Genomic DNA, 18,327 nt, shown 5'->3' with positions numbered 1-18,327 from the left:
TGTTCTCGTGGAGAGGTGTCGCGCGGCATCACTGCCAGACCTTGTGTTCGTATTCCTTGCCGTCCATCACGACCCAGGCCTCGATCGTCCCGCGGCGCATGCCGAGGTAGCAGCCGAGCTGCTGATCGATGTTGCCGTTGCCGTCGGTCGTGACGGTCCGTCCGCCGAATGTGCCGCCGTAGGGAGGCGGCGCGTTGCTGGCGCACTGCACCCACATGCTGGAGTTCGCCGGGAAGCCGCGGCCGGTGAGGTAGAAGTATGCGCACGTGCCGTCGTTGCAGTTGGGCTGTCCGTTCGCGTTTCCGGTCGAGGTGACCCAGGCGCGCGGGTCGGGCTTCGGTCCGGACGTCTGCTCCGCGGATCGGGTGATCTGCTGGCCTGCCTGGTCGGTGACCTCGACGTCGATCGTGTGTCGCTGGCTGTACCCGTCGCCGACCGTACGGCTGCCGCTGGCGGCGACGTTCTGCCAGCCGCCGCCGTCGATGCGGATGCGGACGGTCTTGATGGAGCGGCCGTTCGCGGCGGGCCCCGCGTCCCAGTTGAAGGTGACGCTGGTGGGGTTCTGCGAAGCGCTGACCGCCGGCTGCTTCAGCGGACCGTACGGGTTGCCGACGATCTGTCCGGAGGGATCGCTCGCGTACGTCGACCCGTCGACCGTCGCGACCGCGCGCACCCGCACGTTGTAGTTGGTTCCGTTGGCGAGTCCGGTGACCACGTTGTTGCCCGGCATCGCCGCCCAGCTGCTGCCGCCGTTGATCGAGTACTGGTACTGCACCTCGGTCGTCTTCGCGCCGTTGAGGGCGCTCCGCGACCAGGTGAGAGTGAGCGAGCGATCGCCCGGCGTGACGGCCGAGAGAACAGGAGCGTCGGGCTTGTTCACACCGCGGCGCGGTGCCGACATGGGGCTCCAGTCGCCCCAGCCCGCCTTGTTCTGGGCACGGATGCGGTAGGTGTACGGCACCTCTGATGTCGGGACCGAGACCGCTTGCGACCGTATGGACGCCCCCGGGGTGAGTGTGTTGCGGAGCGTTCCGCCCTCCCATACCTGCAGTTCGAAGGAGTCGATCGGATCACCGTTGGGATTCCCCGGCACCCAGCTCACCTGCATCTGCGCCTGGCTGCCCACGGCCTGCAGCTGCGCGACGGTGGGGGCGGCCGCGGGCATCGGAGGACCTGCCGGTACCTCCGACGCCGACCAGCCGCTCCAGCTCGACGGCTCGGGCGCGCGGTTGTGAGCCTGCACGCGCACCTGGTAGATGCCGCCGTTCTCGAGCCCCTCCCAGGTCATCGAGTTCCCGGTGGCCTGCTTCTGCGAGACCCCGGACGGCGGAGCCGGGGAGATCTCCAGCGTGTAGCTCTCGACAGGAGATCCGGGAGTTGTCGGGGTGGCCCAGGAGACCTTGAGCGACTTGTCGCCGAAGGCGAGGGTCGGCGGGTTCGGGGTGTCGGGCCGAGCGTCCGGACGGGCGACCGCCGACGAGCCTGACGGCTTCGACTCGCCGACGCGGTTCGTCGCGGTCACCTGGAAGGTGTATTCGACGTTGTTGGTCAAGCCGTCCAGCGTGCAGGTGGTGGAGCGGCACTCCTTCGAGTACGGGTTGCCGCTGACGGACTTCACCGTGTACTTCGTGATCTCGGCGCCGTTGTTCGCCGGCGCCCCGTAGGAGACGACGACGGTACGGTCCTGCACGCTCGAGACGAGAGGGGTTCCCGGCGCGTCCGGAACACCCTGCACCGTGACGATGATCTGCCCGTTGGCTTCGCGCTCGGCATCCTTCGTCGCGTCCTGGATGCGATAGCGCACGACCATGGTCCCGACGAAGCTGGGGTCGGGCGTGACGACCACCTGATCGCCCTTGACGGCCGCGCCGCCGGAGCCCGACTCCGTGGCGGCCGTCATCAGCTTGAGCGGCGTCTCCGGGAACGGGTTGTAGTCGTTCGCGAGCACGGGCACCGTGATGCTCTTGCCCTGATCCGCTTCCGAGATCGTGTCGGTGTTGGCCGCGGGCAGTGGGCGGGTCGACGCGCCGACGCGCACGGTCACGGTGCCTTCGACCGCCTCGGTCGTTCCGTCGGTGATCTCGAGCTTGAGCGAGGCGACCGTGCCCTTCTCGACATCCGACGACGCTTCCACGAGCAGCTTCGAGCCATCGATCTTGGCGGTGATGCCCTTGCCGGCGCCGCTGACGTACTTGTACCTGTGCGTGCCCTCGTCCTCCGGATCGGGATCGGTCGTGAGCGCAGCGAGGTCGAGCGTCGACGCCTTCTCCCCCGGGGCGACGATGACCTCTGCCCCCGTGAACACCGGCTGCTGGTTCTCCGGCGGCAGCACGTTGATCGGGATGCTCAGCGTCGCCGTGCGGCCCTCGGGGTCGTCGGGGCCCGTGCCGTCGGTGACCTCGAAGGTGAGCGAGTCCTGTCCGAAGTACCCGTCGGCCGAGGTGTAGACCAGCGTCGTCTCGTCCTTCACGAGGTCGTCGCCGTTCGCATACACGGCGGTGACCTTGGCGTGTTCGGTGATCCGAGCCGTACCGCCGCCGGCGACGGTGACGAATTTCGAGAGGGGGATCTCCTTGGTCTCGCCGCTCATGACCTCGAGCGGCTTCGTCGAGTCGAGGATCGGCCGGAGGTCCGCTTCGGCGGGAACGAAGATGAAGGCCGATGCGGCCAGTTCGTCCTGGTCGGTGATCGTGTAGCGGATGAGCTGCAGGTTCTCCGTCACGGTGACCCGCACCTTGCCGTTCTCGAGCTGCGTGGCGCCTTCACCGAGCGCGAGCTTGAGGCGGTCGGTCGTGCCGTCCGGGTCCTCGTCGTTCTTGAGGATGTCGAGGTCGGCACTCATCGTGCCGTCGGTGAGGTCGGTCGGGCGCACGCGGTCGTCTCGCGCGACGGGCGCCTGCAACGGCACGTCCTCGTCGACCGTGATCTGCAGGGCCGCGGTGGCTTCCGCGCCCCGCGCATCGCGGATCGTGTACTGCAGCGACGTCTCGAGCTCGCGGTTCGGCGCCTGCACCAGCACGCGGTCACCCGAGACGCGGGCCGTGATCCCCGTGTCGGTCGGAACCTCGAGACCGTCCTTGACGAGACTGATCTTGTCGCCCTCGGGGTCGGAGTCGTTGAGCATCACCGGTACCGAGATCTCACGGCCGGGTCGCACGACCACGGCATCCTTCACCGCGAAGGGCCTCTGGTTGACCTGCTCGCCCGGAGCGATGCCCACGCGGATCGTGGCGATGCCCTCCTTGCCGAGGCGGTCGCGCACTCGATAGCGGAACACATCGACACCGGAGGAGTCGTCGAACGCCTCGTAGGTGAAGTAGTTCTGCGCGGTCTCGGTGATGCGGCCCTTCGTGGGGCTGGAGGCGATGTCGATCAGCTCGACCGAGTCGCCGTCGGCGTCGATGCCGTCCAGAGGCACGGCGATGTTCGCGGTGGATCCGGCGAGCACGCGCGCAACGAGATCCTGAGGGCGTGGAGCGGCGTTGGTGTCCGCGTCGACGGGGAGGATCTGAATCGTGACGTAGCCGGCGTCCTTCTGCTGGCGGGAGTCGACGGCCTCATACGTCAGATAGACCGTCTTCGCGACGGGTCCGGCCTTGAAGCGGATCGTGTCCTGCGAGACGAACGCCTCGCCGTCTTCCGGGTCGACGAGGGGCTCGACCAGCTCGGGCACGACGTGCATGACGTCGTCGTTCGGATGCGTGTCGTTGTCGAGCACCGGGATGGTGACGACGTCGCCGGCACGCACGATCGCGGTGTCGTCGTTCACGACCGGCTGGAGGAGCTGGTCGGGCGCGGGGATCGGGATCACCACGACCTCGCCCTCGGCCGACTTGGAACCGTTCGAGATCCGGTACTTGATGCGAGCCTGATCGGTGAGCGATCCCTGGTCGGTGATACGGAGGGTCTCATGGTTGATGACCGACACCGAGACGCCGGAGTCGTCCTCGATCGAGACCGACTGCACGACGAGGATACCGCCGGCGGGGTCGACATCGTTCGCGAGCACACCGATGAGCACGTCACCACCGGTCGGCAGCAGCGCCACGTCGCGCACGGCGACAGGGGGCAGATCCGTCTCGCTCGCCTCCAGCACGTCGACGCGCACGATCCCCTCGCCGTTCTCGGGACCGGCGGTCGCGAGATACAGCACGTAGTAGGTGCCGGGGGCATCGGCGGTGAATGTGAACGTCTTGTTGGGGCCGTCGGTCACGATGGTCGCGCCGGGGACCTCGTTCACGCGCCCGAGACGCAGCAGCTCTCGGCCCGAGCTGGTGTCGTTGGCGAGCGGCGCCACCGTGACCTGCTCGCCGACGCGGGTGACGACGTGGTCGGCGTTGGTCTTCGGCTTCGTCGAGCCCTCCGGCCGCACGTCGAGGATCACCGTGGCGGTGGCCGTCTCGCCGTATCCGTCGGCGACCGTGACCTGCACCTCCTTGTGCCCCTGCTGGCTCGCCGTGGCCTTGTAGGTGATCTGACCGTCGGTGTTGAAGTCGACCTCGTCTCCGGGAGCGGCGACCACGTCCTTGAGGTAGACGTCGTCGCCCTCCGGGTCGATCCAGTCCGGGAGGATGTTGTACGAGATCGTGCCGCCGGTCTCGACCGTCAAGGTCGTCCTGCGCTTGGGGACAGGGGCGGTGTTGACGCTCTTGTCGAAGACGGTCAGCGTGACGGCCGCCGTGTCCTTGCCACCGCGGCCGTCATCGGCCTCGTAGGTGAACGTCGTCGAGCCGGACGCGCCCTCCTCGACCGCGATCTGCAGTGATCCGCCGTTCTGCACCTGCTGGATCGTGCCGATCGCGGGCTGGGCCTCGGCGAGCGTGGCGACCAGGACGTCGCCGTCGGGGTCGTTGTCGTTGTCGAGCACCGGGAGCATGGTCGTGACACCGGGGCGCACGCCGAAGGTGTCGTCCTCGGCGATCGGAGGAGTGTTCTCCTCCTTGCGCTCCGGGAGCGTCGTCTCGACGGTCTCCTCGGTCGAGTCGTCCTCGTTCTCGGTCTCGCCTTCCGGCGGGGTGAGGTCGTTCCAGTTGTCGACGCGCTGCAGACTCTCGTTGGCCAGCCAGGCCGCGCCGCCCACGGCGTCGTTGAGGATGATGACGTCGCGGTTGACACGGAACACGAGGCTCTTCGCGTCTTCGGCGCCCTCGACCTGGGCGTTGACGTCGTTGGTCGTGCCCGGGCACTCGCGGATGAAGGTCGCCGTGCCGGCCCACGCGCCGTAGGTGCATCCGCGCAGCCAGACGGGAGCGGCCGCGGTGCCGTCGCCCCCCGCGTCGACCTCGGTCGGCTCGCTGCCGTCGAGGGGGACGCTGACGAGGGCGTTCGCAGTCGAGATCGCCACCGCGTCGGTGTTCTCGGACGACTGCTGCAGGACCGCCTTGTCGGCACCGCGGATCTCGGTGCGCATGCCACCGGGCGAGGTCACGACCCCGGCGGCGCGATCGAGCACGACCGGTGTGCGTCCAACGGCTGTGATGGTCGGCTTCGCGGCCGCATCGAGATCGCCGACCGAGGCTGCGGAGGCGTCGAGCGCCTCCCCCTCGTTGTCCACAGGGACGGTGACGACCTCGCCGCGCTCCGGCGCGAGTCCGAAGACGGTGCCGTCCTTGGCCACCGCCACGTCGGCACCGGCTCCCAGCTCCGCCACCGGCTCGTTGACCTCGGCCTCGAAGGAGGAGACACCCTGCGCCGGAACGACCCAGAGCTCGCCGGTCTTCTGGTCGAGGATCGCGGCCGTGCGGTTGCCCAGCGCGACCTTCGAGGAGGAGGGGACCTTCGCGGAGTCGTTGAGCGAGACGCGTGCCGGATCGACGGCGGTCAGGGTCGAGGCGTTCTCATCGACGACGAGGATGTTGCTCGTGTCCTGCAGGATGTCGTAGTTCTCACCCGTGGTGCGCAGGCCACCGTCGAGGACGGTCGACTCGTTGTTGAAGTGCCCGACGAGCAGGCTCGAGGTCTTGGTGATCCAGACGCCGCCGTCGTTCAGATCGACCTTGGTGGTCGGGAATCCCTCATAGGTGAAAGCCATCGTGGTGATGGCGATGACGCCGACGGTGACGCCGGCGGCCGACGCCAGCGTCTTCGGTCGTGCGCGCATCCATGACAACGCCTTCATTCCCGGTTCCCCCCCAGGGTGACACTCTTCGATTGCTCCTGTGCAGTCCCGACGGGCCCACCGAGCACCCGTTCATCCTAACTGCGTCCTGGAATACTGCTCGATGGGGATATTTGCCCATCGCCGAGGGTCAGGCTCGCCAGCACCCCGAGATGTGGTCGTCGACCATCCCGCCCGACTGCATCAGCGCGTACATCGTGGTCGGCCCGACGAAGCGGAATCCGCGACGGCGCAGCTCTGTGCTCAGCGCGGTCGATTCCGGCGTGACCGCCGGGACGTCGGCGAAGGATGCCGGGCGATCACCCGCGGCCGTCGGAGCGAACGACCACATGAGCGCGTCGAACTCGCCCTCGGCCATGCCCCGGACGATGCGGGCGTTGCCGATGGTCGCCTCGATCTTCGCGCGGTTGCGGACGATGCCGGCATCGCCCATCAGACGCTCGACGTCGGACTCGTCGTACTCCGCGACGATCCCGGGCTCGAATCCTGCGAACACCTCGCGGAACCGCGGTCGCTTGCGCAGGATCGTGATCCACGAGAGCCCCGCCTGGAAGCCCTCGAGCGCCATCTTCTCGAACAGCGCACGATCGCCGTGCAGGGGCGTGCCCCACTCCTCGTCGTGATAGCGGCGGTACTCGTCGTCGTCGCCCACCCAGGCGCAGCGGTCGCGGGCGTCGGGGCCCGTGAGAAGAGAGGTCATCCGCTCAGGCTAGCCGCGGTGACCGACACCGCCTTCAACCGAACGTGGCCGCGTCGATCACGAACCGGTACCGCACGTCCGACGCCAGCACGCGCTCATAGGCCGCGTTGATGTCGGAGGCGGGGATGGTCTCGATCTCGGCGGCGATGCCGTGCTCTGCACAGAAGTCGAGCATCTCCTGAGTCTCGCGGATGCCGCCGATGTTGCTGCCGGCGAGCGAGCGGCGTCCGCCGATCAGCGACATCACGCCGACCTCGAGGGGCTCGCCGGGAGCACCGACGCACACCATGGCTCCGCCGACGTCGAGCAGGCTCAGGTACGAGCGCAGATCGATCACGGCACTCACCGTGTTGAGGATCACGTCGAACGACGACCGCAGGTCGCGGAAGGTCTCGCGGTCGCTCGTGGCGCGATAGTGGTCGGCACCGAGACGCAGACCGTCGTCCTTCTTGCTCAGGGTCTGCGAGAGCACGGTCACCTCGGCGCCGAGCGCGTGCGCGATCTGCACGCCCATGTGCCCGAGTCCGCCGAGACCGACGACCGCGACACGAGTGCCGGGTCCGACGTTCCAGTGCCGCAGCGGCGAGTAGGTCGTGATGCCGGCGCACAGCAGGGGTGCAGCGACATCCAGCGCCAGAGCATCGGGGATGCGCAGGACGAAGGCCTCGGTCACGACGACCTGCTCGGAGTACCCGCCCTGGGTGACGGTGCCGTCACGGTCGGTGCTGCCATAGGTGAGCACGGCCCCCTGTGTGCAGAACTGCTCCTCGTCGCGCAGGCAGTTGCGGCACTCGCCGCACGAGTTCACCAGGCATCCGACGCCGACGCGGTCGCCCACTGCGTGCCGGGTGACGTCCGCGCCGACTGCCGCCACCGTGCCGGTGATCTCATGCCCGGGAGCGAGCGGATACTGCTGCGGACCCCAGTCGCCGCGCACGGTGTGGATATCGGAGTGGCAGATCCCGGCGAAGGCGACGTCGATCAGCACGTCGACTGGGCCGAGCTCGCGCCGTTCGATCACGGTCTTCTCGAGCGGGGCCGCTTCACGGGGTGCGGCATAGGCGTTCACGGCAGACATCTCGGACTCCTCGGATCGGGTACCTGCCGAGACTACCCAGCCCCGAATGGGAATCGGCCATCCGCGCGGATCGGCGATTGTCAAGGCCGGGGGCGCTCCGCTCGGCCGCGTCTAGGCTCGCGCCATGACCACCACCGACGACAGGATCTCCGAGTACCTCACCCGCTACGCGGACAGCCTCACCGCGTTCGATGCCGAGACCGCGGCGGGGCTGTGGTCGACGCCGGGGACGATCGTGAACGACCGCTCCTCTGGTGTGCTGGAATCCCGCGACGCCATGATCGACGGTCTGCGGCAGTCCTATCCGATCTACCAGCGACTGGGGCTGGCCTCCGTCGGATTCGAGCTGCGCGAGCGCCGCGATCTCTCCGACCGTCTCGTGCTCGTCCGGGTGCGGTGGCTGTTCTTCGATGCCGGCGGCGCGCAGCTGACCGACACCGACAGCTACTACCTCCTGCGCGACGAAGACGCGGTGGGGCTGCAGGCATGCGTGTGCGTCGAGACCGATGCCGCCGAGAAGCTCCAGGCGCTGGCCGCCGCGCGCGGCGTGGACCTCACCGCGGCGCCCTGAGAACGACACCCGACACAGGAATCCCGCCTCGATCGTGAAGACGGGGCGGGATTCCTGGACCATGAACCGCGGGCGGGGTCAGCGCTGCTTCTTCTTCAGCGCCTTCTCCTGGATCGGCGCCCGGCCGGTCGCCGCGAGGTCGGCGTAGTACGCACGGGCCTCATCCTGACGCTGCTTCTCCAGACCGCTCGCGATGGGGGCACGCACGTGCTCGGGCTCGTAGCCGAACGCGTTCACGAGGTCGAGCGCATACGGGCGCAGGCGGGTGCACAGGCGGTCGATGTAGCTCGACACGGCCGCGGCGCGCTGCGTCGACAGCCGTCCGTTGATGAGGTGCCAGGCGAGATGCTTCTCGATGAGCTGCAGACCGAACAGGTCACGCAGCCAGGTGAGCACCTTCTTCGTGTCCTCGTCGTCGATCTGGCGCACGGCGTCGGTGAACGCCTCCCACTGCAGCAGTTCGCCGTGCGCGCGGGCCGCCTCGATGAGCTCTGCCTGGTTCTCGTTGAACAGGCGGGCACCGAGTGCCTTGTCCTTCGCGCCGGGGCGCAGACGCGAGGCGATGTCGGCCACCATCTGCTGCACACGGCCCGCGAGCAGGTCGTGCTGCTGCTCCTCGCGCAGGCCCCGTTCGACCGAGCGGCTCACCTGTCCGAAGTCGGAGACGGCCTGACCGAGCTGACGCAGGCCGGCGCCGTGGAACAGCTTGCCCGCCGTCATCCCGACAGCGAACTTCGCGAGCGCCGCCGCGTCCTTGCCCTGGAACTGCTTGGCGTAGTCAGTGAGCAGACGCTTGCCGACGAGCTGCAGCAGCACGTTGTTGTCACCCTCGAACGTCACGTAGATGTCGAGGTCGGCGCGCAGACCCACCAGACGGTTCTCGAACATGAAACCGGCGCCGCCGGTGGCCTCACGAGCCTCCTGCAGCGTGTCGAGCGCGTGCCAGGTCGACAGCGGCTTGAGAGCCGCAGCCAGCGTCTCGAGGTCTTCGCGGTCGGCCGGGGTGTCGGTGCGACCGGAGAAGACGCCATCGAACTTCTGCAGGAACTCGTCGTGCGCGAAGATCTGCGCGTACGTGGTGGCCAGACGCGGGAGCAGACGGCGCTGGTGCTTGCCGTAGTCCATGAGCACGACCTCCTGCCCGTCCGCGCCGTCGAACTGACGGCGCTGGGTGGCGTAGGTGATCGCGATGTGCAGACCGAGAGCGGAGGCCCAGGATGCCGCGCCGTCGAGCGACACGCGCCCCTGCACGAGGGTGCCGAGCATGGTGAAGAAGCGGCGGCCGGGGCTGTCGATCGCGCTGGAGTACGTGCCGTCGGCCGCGACATCGCCGTAGCGGTTGAGGAGGTTGGTGCGTGGGATGCGCACGTGGTCGAACGAGAGGCGCCCGTTGTCGATGCCGTTGAGTCCGCCCTTGAGGCCGTCGTCCTCGCGGCCGATGCCGGGAAGATCGACGCCGTCGTCGCCGCGCAGCGGCACGTAGAAGCAGTGCACGCCGTGGTTCACGCCGTTCGTGATCAGCTGCGCGAACACGGTCGCCGCGACCCCGTGCAGGGCCGCGTTTCCGAGGTACTCCTTCGTCGCCCCGCGGAACGGGGTGTTGATGACGAACTCCTCCGTCTCGGGGTCGTAGGTCGCGGTCGTTCCGACCGCCGCGACGTCGGAACCGTGACCGATCTCGGTCATCGCGAAGGCGCCGGGGATGGAGAGGTCCATCACCCCGGGGAGCCACTTCGCGTGGTGCGACTCGGTGCCGAGCTGCAGGATCGCCGAGCCGAAGAGCCCCCACTGCACGCCCGACTTGATCTGCAGGCTGGGGTCGGCCACCACGAGCTCCTCGAAGCCGGCGATGTTGGCGCCGTTGTTCTCCTCGCCGCCGAGCGACTTGGGGAACGCGCGGTGCACGGCCTTGTTCTCGACCAGCAGGTGCAGCTGGCTGAGCACGCGCTCGCGGTGCTCGTCCTTGCCGAGCTCGTCCTTGCGCCAGAACGCCGAGTCCTTGATCATCTCGCGGGCCTGGCGGCGCACGTCACCCCACGTGCCCATCAGGGCGTCGTTGACGCGGGCGACATCCAGGCGCAGGTGGGCATCCGCGGTGTCGGTGGAGGGGCGAGTCGTCTTCGGACGGACGGCGGCGTCGACCATGAGCGTTCCTCTCAGAGGGAAGTGGGAATACTGCCATGGTAGGTCTGCCACAACCACGGGCGAAGTGCTCTGTCCACTTCCTCCAACAGCCGGCGGGCACATCTCCCCGCCGCGTTGTCGTCAGACCACAGTCCGCGCCTGCGCCTCCGCGTCGGGGCTCACCGTTCGCGGCGTCGTCGGCTGCCGCTCGACCCCGGCCTCCCGCCAGCGCCGCCTCGTCCCCGCACTCAACCGCCCCCAGGTCCGGTCACGGATGAAGATCGCATCGATCGCGATCATCGTGAGCGAGAACCACGGCAGTCCCATGAGCACCGCGATGCCGATGTGGAAGGAGAGGATGCCGAGCAGGCCGATCAGCCGCGTCGGACGCGTCAACAGCATGAGGGGGAAGGCGACCTGCAGGATGATCGACCCCCAGCTCGCGATCGTGACCATCGGCCCCCAGGCGGTGACGAGGTCGCTGAGCACCGGCCAGGTGCCGAACCGTGCCGTCTGCAGCGGGTTGTAGATCGCGTACCCCTCTTCCCACGGGGCACCCCCGGCCTTGTACAGCGCCCCCGAGGCGTACACGAAGCACACCTGCGCGGTGAGGGCGACGAGGGCGAGGTTGTGGAACATGGTTCCCAGCAGCGCCGGCTGGCTGTTCGGGGCGAACCACTCCCCCGACTTCGCCCGACGCCTCGCGTCCAGCGACCACCGGGCCGCGGGGTCGGCGAAGAACAGCAGCAGCAGGGCGATGCGGAACATGTTGTCGCCCTGATCGCCGACCATGTCGTTGGCCTCGATGAAGCCCACCCAGAGGCAGAAGAAGATCGGGAGCACGATCCGGAACCGCCAGCCCAGGACGAACAGCACCGCGAGCACTCCGAGGAGGAGGTAGAGCGCCGTGTACAGCACGTCGTTGCCCATCGCGGCATGGAAGGCGCTGAACACCCAGATCTTCGGGAACTCGCTCACCGGCTCGGCGAGCTCGCCGTTCCAGGCCGATCCGGATCCGAACGTGTAGAGGCGGGTGCTGAAGTTCGAGGCCAGCAGGCCGATGGCGGTGACGCCGAAGAGGATGCGTGTGACCGCGAGCCCGTAGAGTGCCTTCTTGCCGTTGAAGAGCCAGTCGCCGACGAAAGCAGAGATGCGGTCGATCGCCGAGAGCACCATCGCCCAGAGCCCGCCGATCATCGACGAGGCGAACGTCAGCAGCCGGGTGAGGAACGACCGCGGGGGCACAGTGCTCGCAGGAGCGGGCGCGGGTTCACGAGGAGGAGCGGGAGGCGTGGACACCGGCGCCGGCGCGGTCGTCGTGCTCCGGGGCGGGGCTTCCTTCTTCGTCACGTCCTGCTTCGCGCCGGGCTTCCGCGGCGCAGTCCTCGTCGGCGCGCTCACGGCTGGATCCTCTCGAACTGGGCGCGGAAGGTGTCCGCGAAGTTCTCACGGCTCTGCCCTTCCTCTTCTATGGGAAGTCTCCATCCGGTGGTCGAGAACGTCGGATCGGGCCGCTGTGCGCTCGGATCGTTGCGATCCTCGTACGGGACCACGTTCTGACGACTCACGCGGTACTGCACTTTGACCACGGCATCCGCACCCCAGATCGCATAGGCCACCTGGGTCGCGTACGCGGTGGAGAGGTGCTCTTCGGCCATGTACGCCTCCGTCGACGGGTTGTCGCCCTCGAGCTTCTCGAACGAGCGCACCATCCACTCCTCCCCGTCGTCCTTCGCGAAGTCAAGACCGACCACGGCCTGCTGATCGGCGTTCAGCTTGTTGTAGGCGTTCATCTGTCCACTCGCCACCTCGCTGGACTGGATACCGGCGCGGGGCGGGAAGAGGTTGTAGCGGATCATCGACAGCTCGACGTCGGTGGCGCTGACCCAGCCGGTCTCGACCTGCTCGCCGTCCTTCTCGATGACGGCACGGACGTTGAAGTGGTAGTCGCCGTTGATCGGCTCCGGCGCGAAGACGCTCCAGGACTGTCCGAACATCGGCAGCATGTACCCGGCCAGCACCTCCTGTGTGGGGATCTCCCGCAGGGCCGAGTACGGCGCGATCCACAGGAAGGACGCCCCGATATGCCACAACGTCAGGAGGCAGGCGGCGAAGGCGATGAGCTTCACCCACCAGGTCGGACGCGGACGCACCACGGCCGTGTCACCCGACGCGGACACGTCGGTCTCCGGTGAGGACTCGAGTTTCGTGCTCATTCACTTCCCTCCGTACCGCCGAGGGTCGGGACCGCCGTGGGGAAACGGTCCCGACCACTCAGCGTTCCTGCATCGCGATCACTCCGTCTGCACCTGGGGCCGTCGGGATCTCGCGAGTCTCATCGCCCCCAGGCCGAGCATGAGGAGCAGTGCGGCCAGAGCGATCCATCCGCCCTGGACCTGTCCGCCTGTCGTGGCCAGACCCGACGCCACCACCTGGAACGAGGCCGATACGCTGCCGGACGTCGCTCCGGTCAGCGTCACGGTGTGGGTTCCGAGATCGGTGTCGGTGGGAACGGTCCAGGTGAAGGTGACCGTGCCCTGCGCGTTCGCGACCTGGGTTCCCAGCGCCACGGGGGCGGAGGTCATGACACCCGTCACCGTCTCGCCGGGCCTGAACCCCGTGCCGACCGCGGTCTGTTGCTTGCCACGCTCCAGCACCGGGGACTTGAGCGCGATGGCGATGTTCCCGGTCGGGTCGGCCGCCGCGTCCGCCGAGGCGTTGGCGGTGGCATCGGCGGATGCCGCAGCCGTGGCTTCGGCCGAGGCGTCAGCTGCAGCCGATGCCGATGCCGTGGCCGACGACGAGGCGTTCGCCGCCGCTGCCGCCGAGGCGTTCGGATCCGCATCGGCCGAAGCCGAGGCATCCGCCGCACTGGTGGAGGTCGCGTCGTTCTGCGCTGCCGCCTGAGCCGCTGCCGCCGCAGAGGCATTCGCCGCTGTGGTGGCCGTGGTCGAGGCATCCGTGGAGGCATCGGTGGTCGCCGCTGCCTGGGCCGCGGCGTTGGCCGACACGTCCGCCGCAGCGGATGCCTGGCTGGTCGCGTCTGCGAGTGCCGCAGCCACTGCCGCTGCTTCCGCCGAGGCGTTACTGTCGTCGTCGGCCTGCGCAGAGGCCGACGCCGACGCGGAGGCGTTGGTGTTGATCTCCGCCGATGCGTCCGCCGAGGCGACCGCATCCGAAGACGCATCGGTCGAAGCGTTCGCGATGGCTGCCGCGCTCGCGTTCGACGCCGCGCTCGTACTCGCATCCGACGTGGCCGATGTGTCGGCCGCGGTGTTCGTCGTGGCGTCGGCCAGCGCTGCCGCCTGAGCGGCGATCGCCGCGCCGGCGTTCGCCTCCGAGGTGGCATCCGCCGTCGCCGCCGTGGACGAGGTCGCGGTCGCCGCTGCCTCCGATGCCGCTTCCGCCGCCGGGTCGGCCGCAGCCGATCCCTCCGCCGTGGCGTCGGCGAAGGCCGCGGCCTGCGCGGACGCTTCGGCGACCGCGGCGGTGGTGGCGTCGGCGTTCGCCGAAGCGGATGCCGAGGCTGTCGCGTTCGTGTTCGCCGAAGCCTCAGACGATGCGTCCGTGGACGAATCCGTGGTCGCTGCCGATTCCGACGAGGCCGAGGAGTTCGACTCCGCCGCCGTCGATGCCGCGGCGTTCGCGTCGTCCGACGCGTCCGCTTGCGCGGCCGCCTGCGCCGCGACGGCCGCCGAGGCGTTGGCCGCGGAGGTCACATCCGTGGTCGCGGTGGTCGAGGCATCGGTCGTCGCCGCGGCCTGAGCCGCCGACGTGGCATCAGCCGTCGCTGCCGCCGAGGCGGCGGAGGTGGCATCCGCGAGGGCAGCGGCTTCCGCAGCTGCCTGAGCCGACGGGTCGCCGTCTGCCGTCGCGTCAGCCGAGGCGGACGCCGAGGCTGCCGCGTTCGTGTTGACGTCGCCCGGATCGCCCGCAGTCACCTCGGTGGTGTCCGATCCGGTGACCGCACCCGCGGTCGCCGTGAGCGTGTAGCCCGTTCCCGGCGTGGTGCCGGCCGGAACCGGATAACTCGCCGTGAAGGCACCGGAGGCATCCGTGGTCGCGGTCACCGGACCGCCGACGTCGGCGCCGCCGCCCGGAGCCGTCAGCTGCAACGACACCGAGGAGCTCACCGGCCACCCGGAACCGGTGACGGCCAGGTTCGTGCCCGCGGGGACCTGCGCCGCCGCATCCACCACGACCGGAGCCGCTGTGACCTCTGTCGTGTCGGTCGCCGTCTGCGCGCCCACCGAAGCCGTGACCGTGTAGCCGGTCCCTGCGGGTGTGCCGGCCGGAACCGGGTAGTCGAGTGCGAAGCCGCCGAGAGCACCGGTCGTGGCGGTTCGAGGCGTGCCGATGGCCGCACCACCGGGAGCGGTCAGCTGCACCGACACCTCGGTGTCGGCCGGCCAGTTCGTCCCGGTGACAGGCAGATCGCTGCCGGCCTGCACGGTCGCCGCCGCGTCGATCGCGGCCGCCGCCGTCACCTCGGTGGTGTCGGTCGCGGTCTGGGTGCCGACGGTCGCCGTCACGGTATAGCCCGCGCCGGGGGTCGCAGAGGCCGGCACCGGGTAGTCGAGCGTGAAGCCGCCCGTGCCGTCGGTGGTCACCGTCTCCGGACCGCCGACGTTCGCACCACCGCCGGGAGCGGTCAGCTGCACCGACACCTGCGTGTTCGCCGGCCAATTCGTCCCCGTGACCGGAAGCGACGTTCCTGCCTGAACCGTCGCCGCTGCGTCGACGGCCGCCGCGGCCGTGACCTCGGTCGTGTCGGTCGCGGTCTGGGTGCCGACGGTCGCCGTCACGGTGTAGCCTGCTCCGGGAGTCGCAGAGGCCGGCACCGGATAGTCCAGCGTGAAGCCGCCGGACACATCCGTCGTCACCGTCTCCGGACCGCCGACGTTCCCGCCGCCGGGAGCCGTCAACTGCACCGACACCTGCGTGTTCGCCGGCCAGTTCGCTCCGGTGACCGGAAGCGACGTCCCTGCCTGCACGGTCGCCGCCGCATCGACGGTCGCCGCCGCCGTCACCTCGGTGGTGTCGATCGCGGTGACCGCTCCTGCCGTCCCGGTCACGGTGTACGCCGCGCCCGGCGCCGCAGACGCGGGAACCGGGTAGTCGAGCGTGATCTCGCCGGATGCGTTGGAGGTCGCCGTGACCGGCCCGCCGACGTTCGCGCCCCCGCCGGGAGCCGTCAGCTGCACCGACACCTGCGTGTTCGCAGGCCAGTTCGTGCCGGTGATGGGAAGGCTCGTGCCCGCCTGGACGGTCGCGGCTGCGTCGATCGACGCGACCGGCGCAGCCGTCACCTCGGTGGTGTCGGTCGCCGTCTGGGCGCCGACCGATGCCGTGACCTCGTATCCGGTCGCCGCCGGCGTTCCCGCCGGGACGGGATAGGCCAGCGTGAACGTGCCGGAGCCGTCGGTGGTCACGAGTTCGGGACCACCGATGTTCGCACCGCCGCCGGGGGCCCGCAGCTGCACCGACACCTGGGTGTTCGCGGGCCAGTTGGTTCCCGAGACACCGAGATCCGTGCCCGCCTGCACCGCGGGTGCTGCGTCGATGGCTGCCGCAGCGGTGACCTCGGTGGTGTCCGTCGCCGTGCTGGTGCCGTCGGTCGCCGTCACGATGTAGCCGGTGCCCGGCGGCGTCGCCACCGGAATCCCGTACGCGAAGGTGAAGGCGCCGTTGGCATCGGTCGTGACCGGCAACGGGTCGTTGACGATGCCGCCGCCGGCGGTGGTCACCTGGATGGTGACCTGCGTGTTCGCAGGCCATCCCGAGCCCGTCACAGGGAGGTCGGTTCCCGCCTGGACCGTGGCGGCCGCGTCGATCGCGGGGACGGCCGCCACCGCGGCCTTCACCGTCGACGATCCGAGGTCGAGCGAGACCCCGCCCCCGACGGCGGGGAGCAGATTCACGCCGAGCGCGCGCACGGTGAAGCTCCCTCCGGGGATGTCTCCTGTCGCCGGCTGCTCGTTGATGGTGATGGTCGCGACCTGCGCCAGCACGCCCTGCAGAACGGGATCGAGCGTCGAGAGCACCGGTCCGGTGATCGCGGCGAGCGCGGGCTGCACGAGCGGGATCACGCTGTTCAGCGCGGTGTTCACGAGCGGACCCGTCGTGGTGGCGACCGCATTCGTGACGGCAGCGACCACCGGGTTCAGCAGGACGCCGATGTTGAGACCGGCGAGGCTGATGTCGGTCGCGACCACGGGAACCGGCGTCGCGGTGCCGGCGAACTGCGCCAGCGAGCCCTTGACCGTCACATCCCCTGACACCAGTGGCGTTCCGGTGAGCGGCACCGTGAGATCCACCCCGACGGTCAGCGTCACCTGGAGCGCGTCCAACGTCGACTTCAGGATGGTGGAGACCTTGCCGTTCAAGCTGTTCGGGTGGGTACCGGTGAGGGCGGAGGTGATGCCCTGCTGGATCGCGGAGATCGTCGTGGCCGACAGCACTGGGGTGTTCGCCGGCAGGGAGTTGAGGTCGGCCCCCGCCCCGGTCTCGACGAGGATCTTGGCGAGATCGACGGACACCGTCCCGGTGTTCAGATCGACCAGCACCGAGCCCGTGGTGTTCTCCACCGGCGTCTGCAGCACCTGCGTGGTCACGGTCTGTCCGACCGTGTCGAGTCCGGCGATCGCGACCGTTCCTCCGGTCGCGGTGAACGCCGCGACGAGCGGCACGTCGGGAATCGCATTGATCGTGTTGACGATGGTCGTGGTGAGTGCGGTCAGCGCTCCGCCGGGGCCGGCGAGATCGCTCACGGGGGTGACGGTGCCCTGGATCGCGGAGGCGAGTGTGCCCGAGAGCCCGGCGACCAGGTTGCTGTGCAGATCGAGGTTCAGATCCGCGATGCGGTACTGGGAGGTGACCGTTCCCGCGTTGGATTCGGCACGCGATGCGAGTGCGCCGATGCCGACCGACGCCTGGTCGAGAACCGCGTCGGTGAGTCCGGCGACGGCGAGCTGGTCGAACAGGTCGGTGAGCTCGAGGGTGCCGGGGTTCACGCTGCCGTCGATGGCGCCGGTGTCGATCGCGCCCCCCGAGGTGATGGTCCCGGATGAGGCGATCGACTGCGTCTGGGTCGGCGACGAGCTGAAGCTCTGCGCTGCGCCCAGATCGCCGAGTCGCAGCAGACCGGGCGTCCCGGGGGTGCCGTCGGTCAGGAGCGGCACGTTCAGCGTGCCCACGTCGATGCTCAGCGCCTCCAGCAGCCCGACGTCCAGCCCGCCGAGCTCAGAGCCGGGGGCCGCCGGGTTGCTCGTCAGCGTGTGTCCGAGCGCCGCGATGTCGAGGCCGCCGAGCAGGGCGGCGGGCAGCTGGATGATCTGCCCCTGCGCGACAGACGGATCATTCGGATTCGCCGCGTCCAGCGCATTCGCCGCCGTCGGCACCAGTGCACTCGCGAGGATCACCGCGCCGACGGTGACGCCGGCGATGCCTCCTCCTACCGCTCTGCGTCGCCGCAGAGTCCTCTCCTGCAATTCCATTCGCTACTCCCGTGTGATGCGATCTTCCGCGTCACATGGCCCCCCCACGGGTCGACTTCTGTCGGCCGAGCGATGTTGCGCTCAATCTTACGGGATCCCGAATGAGAAGTCCAGCATTCGTCCAGAAATCGTCCGGTGAACGTCTTCGCGCGAGACATTTCGAAACGTGGTGACCGTGCAGCGACGGGATGCTCCCGGCGAGAGGATGCCGGGACGCCGAACCGCCCCGCATGCCGAAGC

At 69.2% G+C, this 18,327-nt stretch carries 8 protein-coding genes; 1 reads left to right on the top strand and 7 read right to left on the bottom strand.

Annotated elements, in window-relative coordinates; genetic code table 11:
* Positions 1-28 precede the first annotated feature (28 nt).
* From L687_RS24700 to L687_RS24690, 3 genes are all read right to left on the bottom strand, one after another.
* On the bottom strand, positions 29-6,100 hold the full coding sequence (locus L687_RS24700) for an Ig-like domain-containing protein (RefSeq protein WP_167540682.1): 6,072 nt from the start codon (positions 6,098-6,100) through the stop codon (positions 29-31).
* 148 nt (positions 6,101-6,248) lie between these two features.
* Positions 6,249-6,818, bottom strand: a complete 570-nt coding sequence (locus L687_RS24695; RefSeq protein WP_021198477.1) for a DNA-3-methyladenine glycosylase I — start codon at positions 6,816-6,818, stop codon at positions 6,249-6,251.
* 34 nt (positions 6,819-6,852) lie between these two features.
* Positions 6,853-7,896 (bottom strand): NAD(P)-dependent alcohol dehydrogenase, encoded by a 1,044-nt coding sequence (locus tag L687_RS24690; protein WP_021198476.1) that lies wholly within the window; start codon positions 7,894-7,896, stop codon positions 6,853-6,855.
* Between the two features lie 124 nt (positions 7,897-8,020).
* On the opposite strand from L687_RS24690, the gene L687_RS24685 reads away from it, so the two are divergent.
* A complete protein-coding gene (locus L687_RS24685) occupies positions 8,021-8,467 on the top strand; it encodes a hypothetical protein (RefSeq protein WP_021198475.1) in 447 nt (148 codons plus the stop codon).
* A 78-nt stretch (positions 8,468-8,545) separates the two neighbouring features.
* Here the strand turns inward: L687_RS24685 and L687_RS24680 are convergent, their stop codons facing one another.
* The 4 genes from L687_RS24680 to L687_RS41745 all read right to left on the bottom strand — a co-directional run bounded on the left by L687_RS24680 (position 8,546) and on the right by L687_RS41745 (position 18,087).
* Positions 8,546-10,612 (bottom strand): acyl-CoA dehydrogenase family protein, encoded by a 2,067-nt coding sequence (locus L687_RS24680; protein WP_021198474.1) that lies wholly within the window; start codon positions 10,610-10,612, stop codon positions 8,546-8,548.
* Positions 10,613-10,732: 120 nt separating this feature from the next.
* Entirely contained in the window at positions 10,733-11,992 is a 1,260-nt protein-coding gene (locus L687_RS24675; protein WP_021198473.1) for an HTTM domain-containing protein, read from the bottom strand.
* Positions 11,989-12,807 carry a DUF5819 family protein gene (locus tag L687_RS24670; RefSeq protein WP_021198472.1) on the bottom strand — a complete coding sequence of 273 codons (819 nt, stop codon included), beginning with the start codon at positions 12,805-12,807 and terminating at the stop codon, positions 11,989-11,991. Before L687_RS24670 ends, L687_RS24675 begins: the two co-directional genes overlap by 4 nt.
* A gap of 78 nt (positions 12,808-12,885) precedes the next feature.
* The gene (locus L687_RS41745; protein WP_021198471.1) at positions 12,886-18,087 is read right to left on the bottom strand and encodes a choice-of-anchor G family protein; all 5,202 of its coding nucleotides are present in this window, start codon (positions 18,085-18,087) and stop codon (positions 12,886-12,888) included.
* Positions 18,088-18,327: the final 240 nt, after the last annotated feature.

The sequence above is a fragment of the Microbacterium maritypicum MF109 genome, assembly GCF_000455825.1.
Taxonomy (GTDB): Bacteria; Actinomycetota; Actinomycetes; order Actinomycetales; family Microbacteriaceae; genus Microbacterium; species Microbacterium maritypicum_A.
This window is presented reverse-complemented; position numbering and strand designations above follow the sequence as displayed.

Coding starts and splice junctions, on each gene's coding strand:
- L687_RS24700 (WP_167540682.1), bottom strand. CDS start 6,100: ATGCGCGCACGACCGAAGACGCTGGCGTCGGCCGCCGGCGTCACCGTC.
- L687_RS24695 (WP_021198477.1), bottom strand. CDS start 6,818: ATGACCTCTCTTCTCACGGGCCCCGACGCCCGCGACCGCTGCGCCTGG.
- L687_RS24690 (WP_021198476.1), bottom strand. CDS start 7,896: ATGTCTGCCGTGAACGCCTATGCCGCACCCCGTGAAGCGGCCCCGCTC.
- L687_RS24685 (WP_021198475.1), top strand. CDS start 8,021: ATGACCACCACCGACGACAGGATCTCCGAGTACCTCACCCGCTACGCG.
- L687_RS24680 (WP_021198474.1), bottom strand. CDS start 10,612: ATGGTCGACGCCGCCGTCCGTCCGAAGACGACTCGCCCCTCCACCGAC.
- L687_RS24670 (WP_021198472.1), bottom strand. CDS start 12,807: ATGAGCACGAAACTCGAGTCCTCACCGGAGACCGACGTGTCCGCGTCG.
- L687_RS41745 (WP_021198471.1), bottom strand. CDS start 18,087: ATGGAATTGCAGGAGAGGACTCTGCGGCGACGCAGAGCGGTAGGAGGA.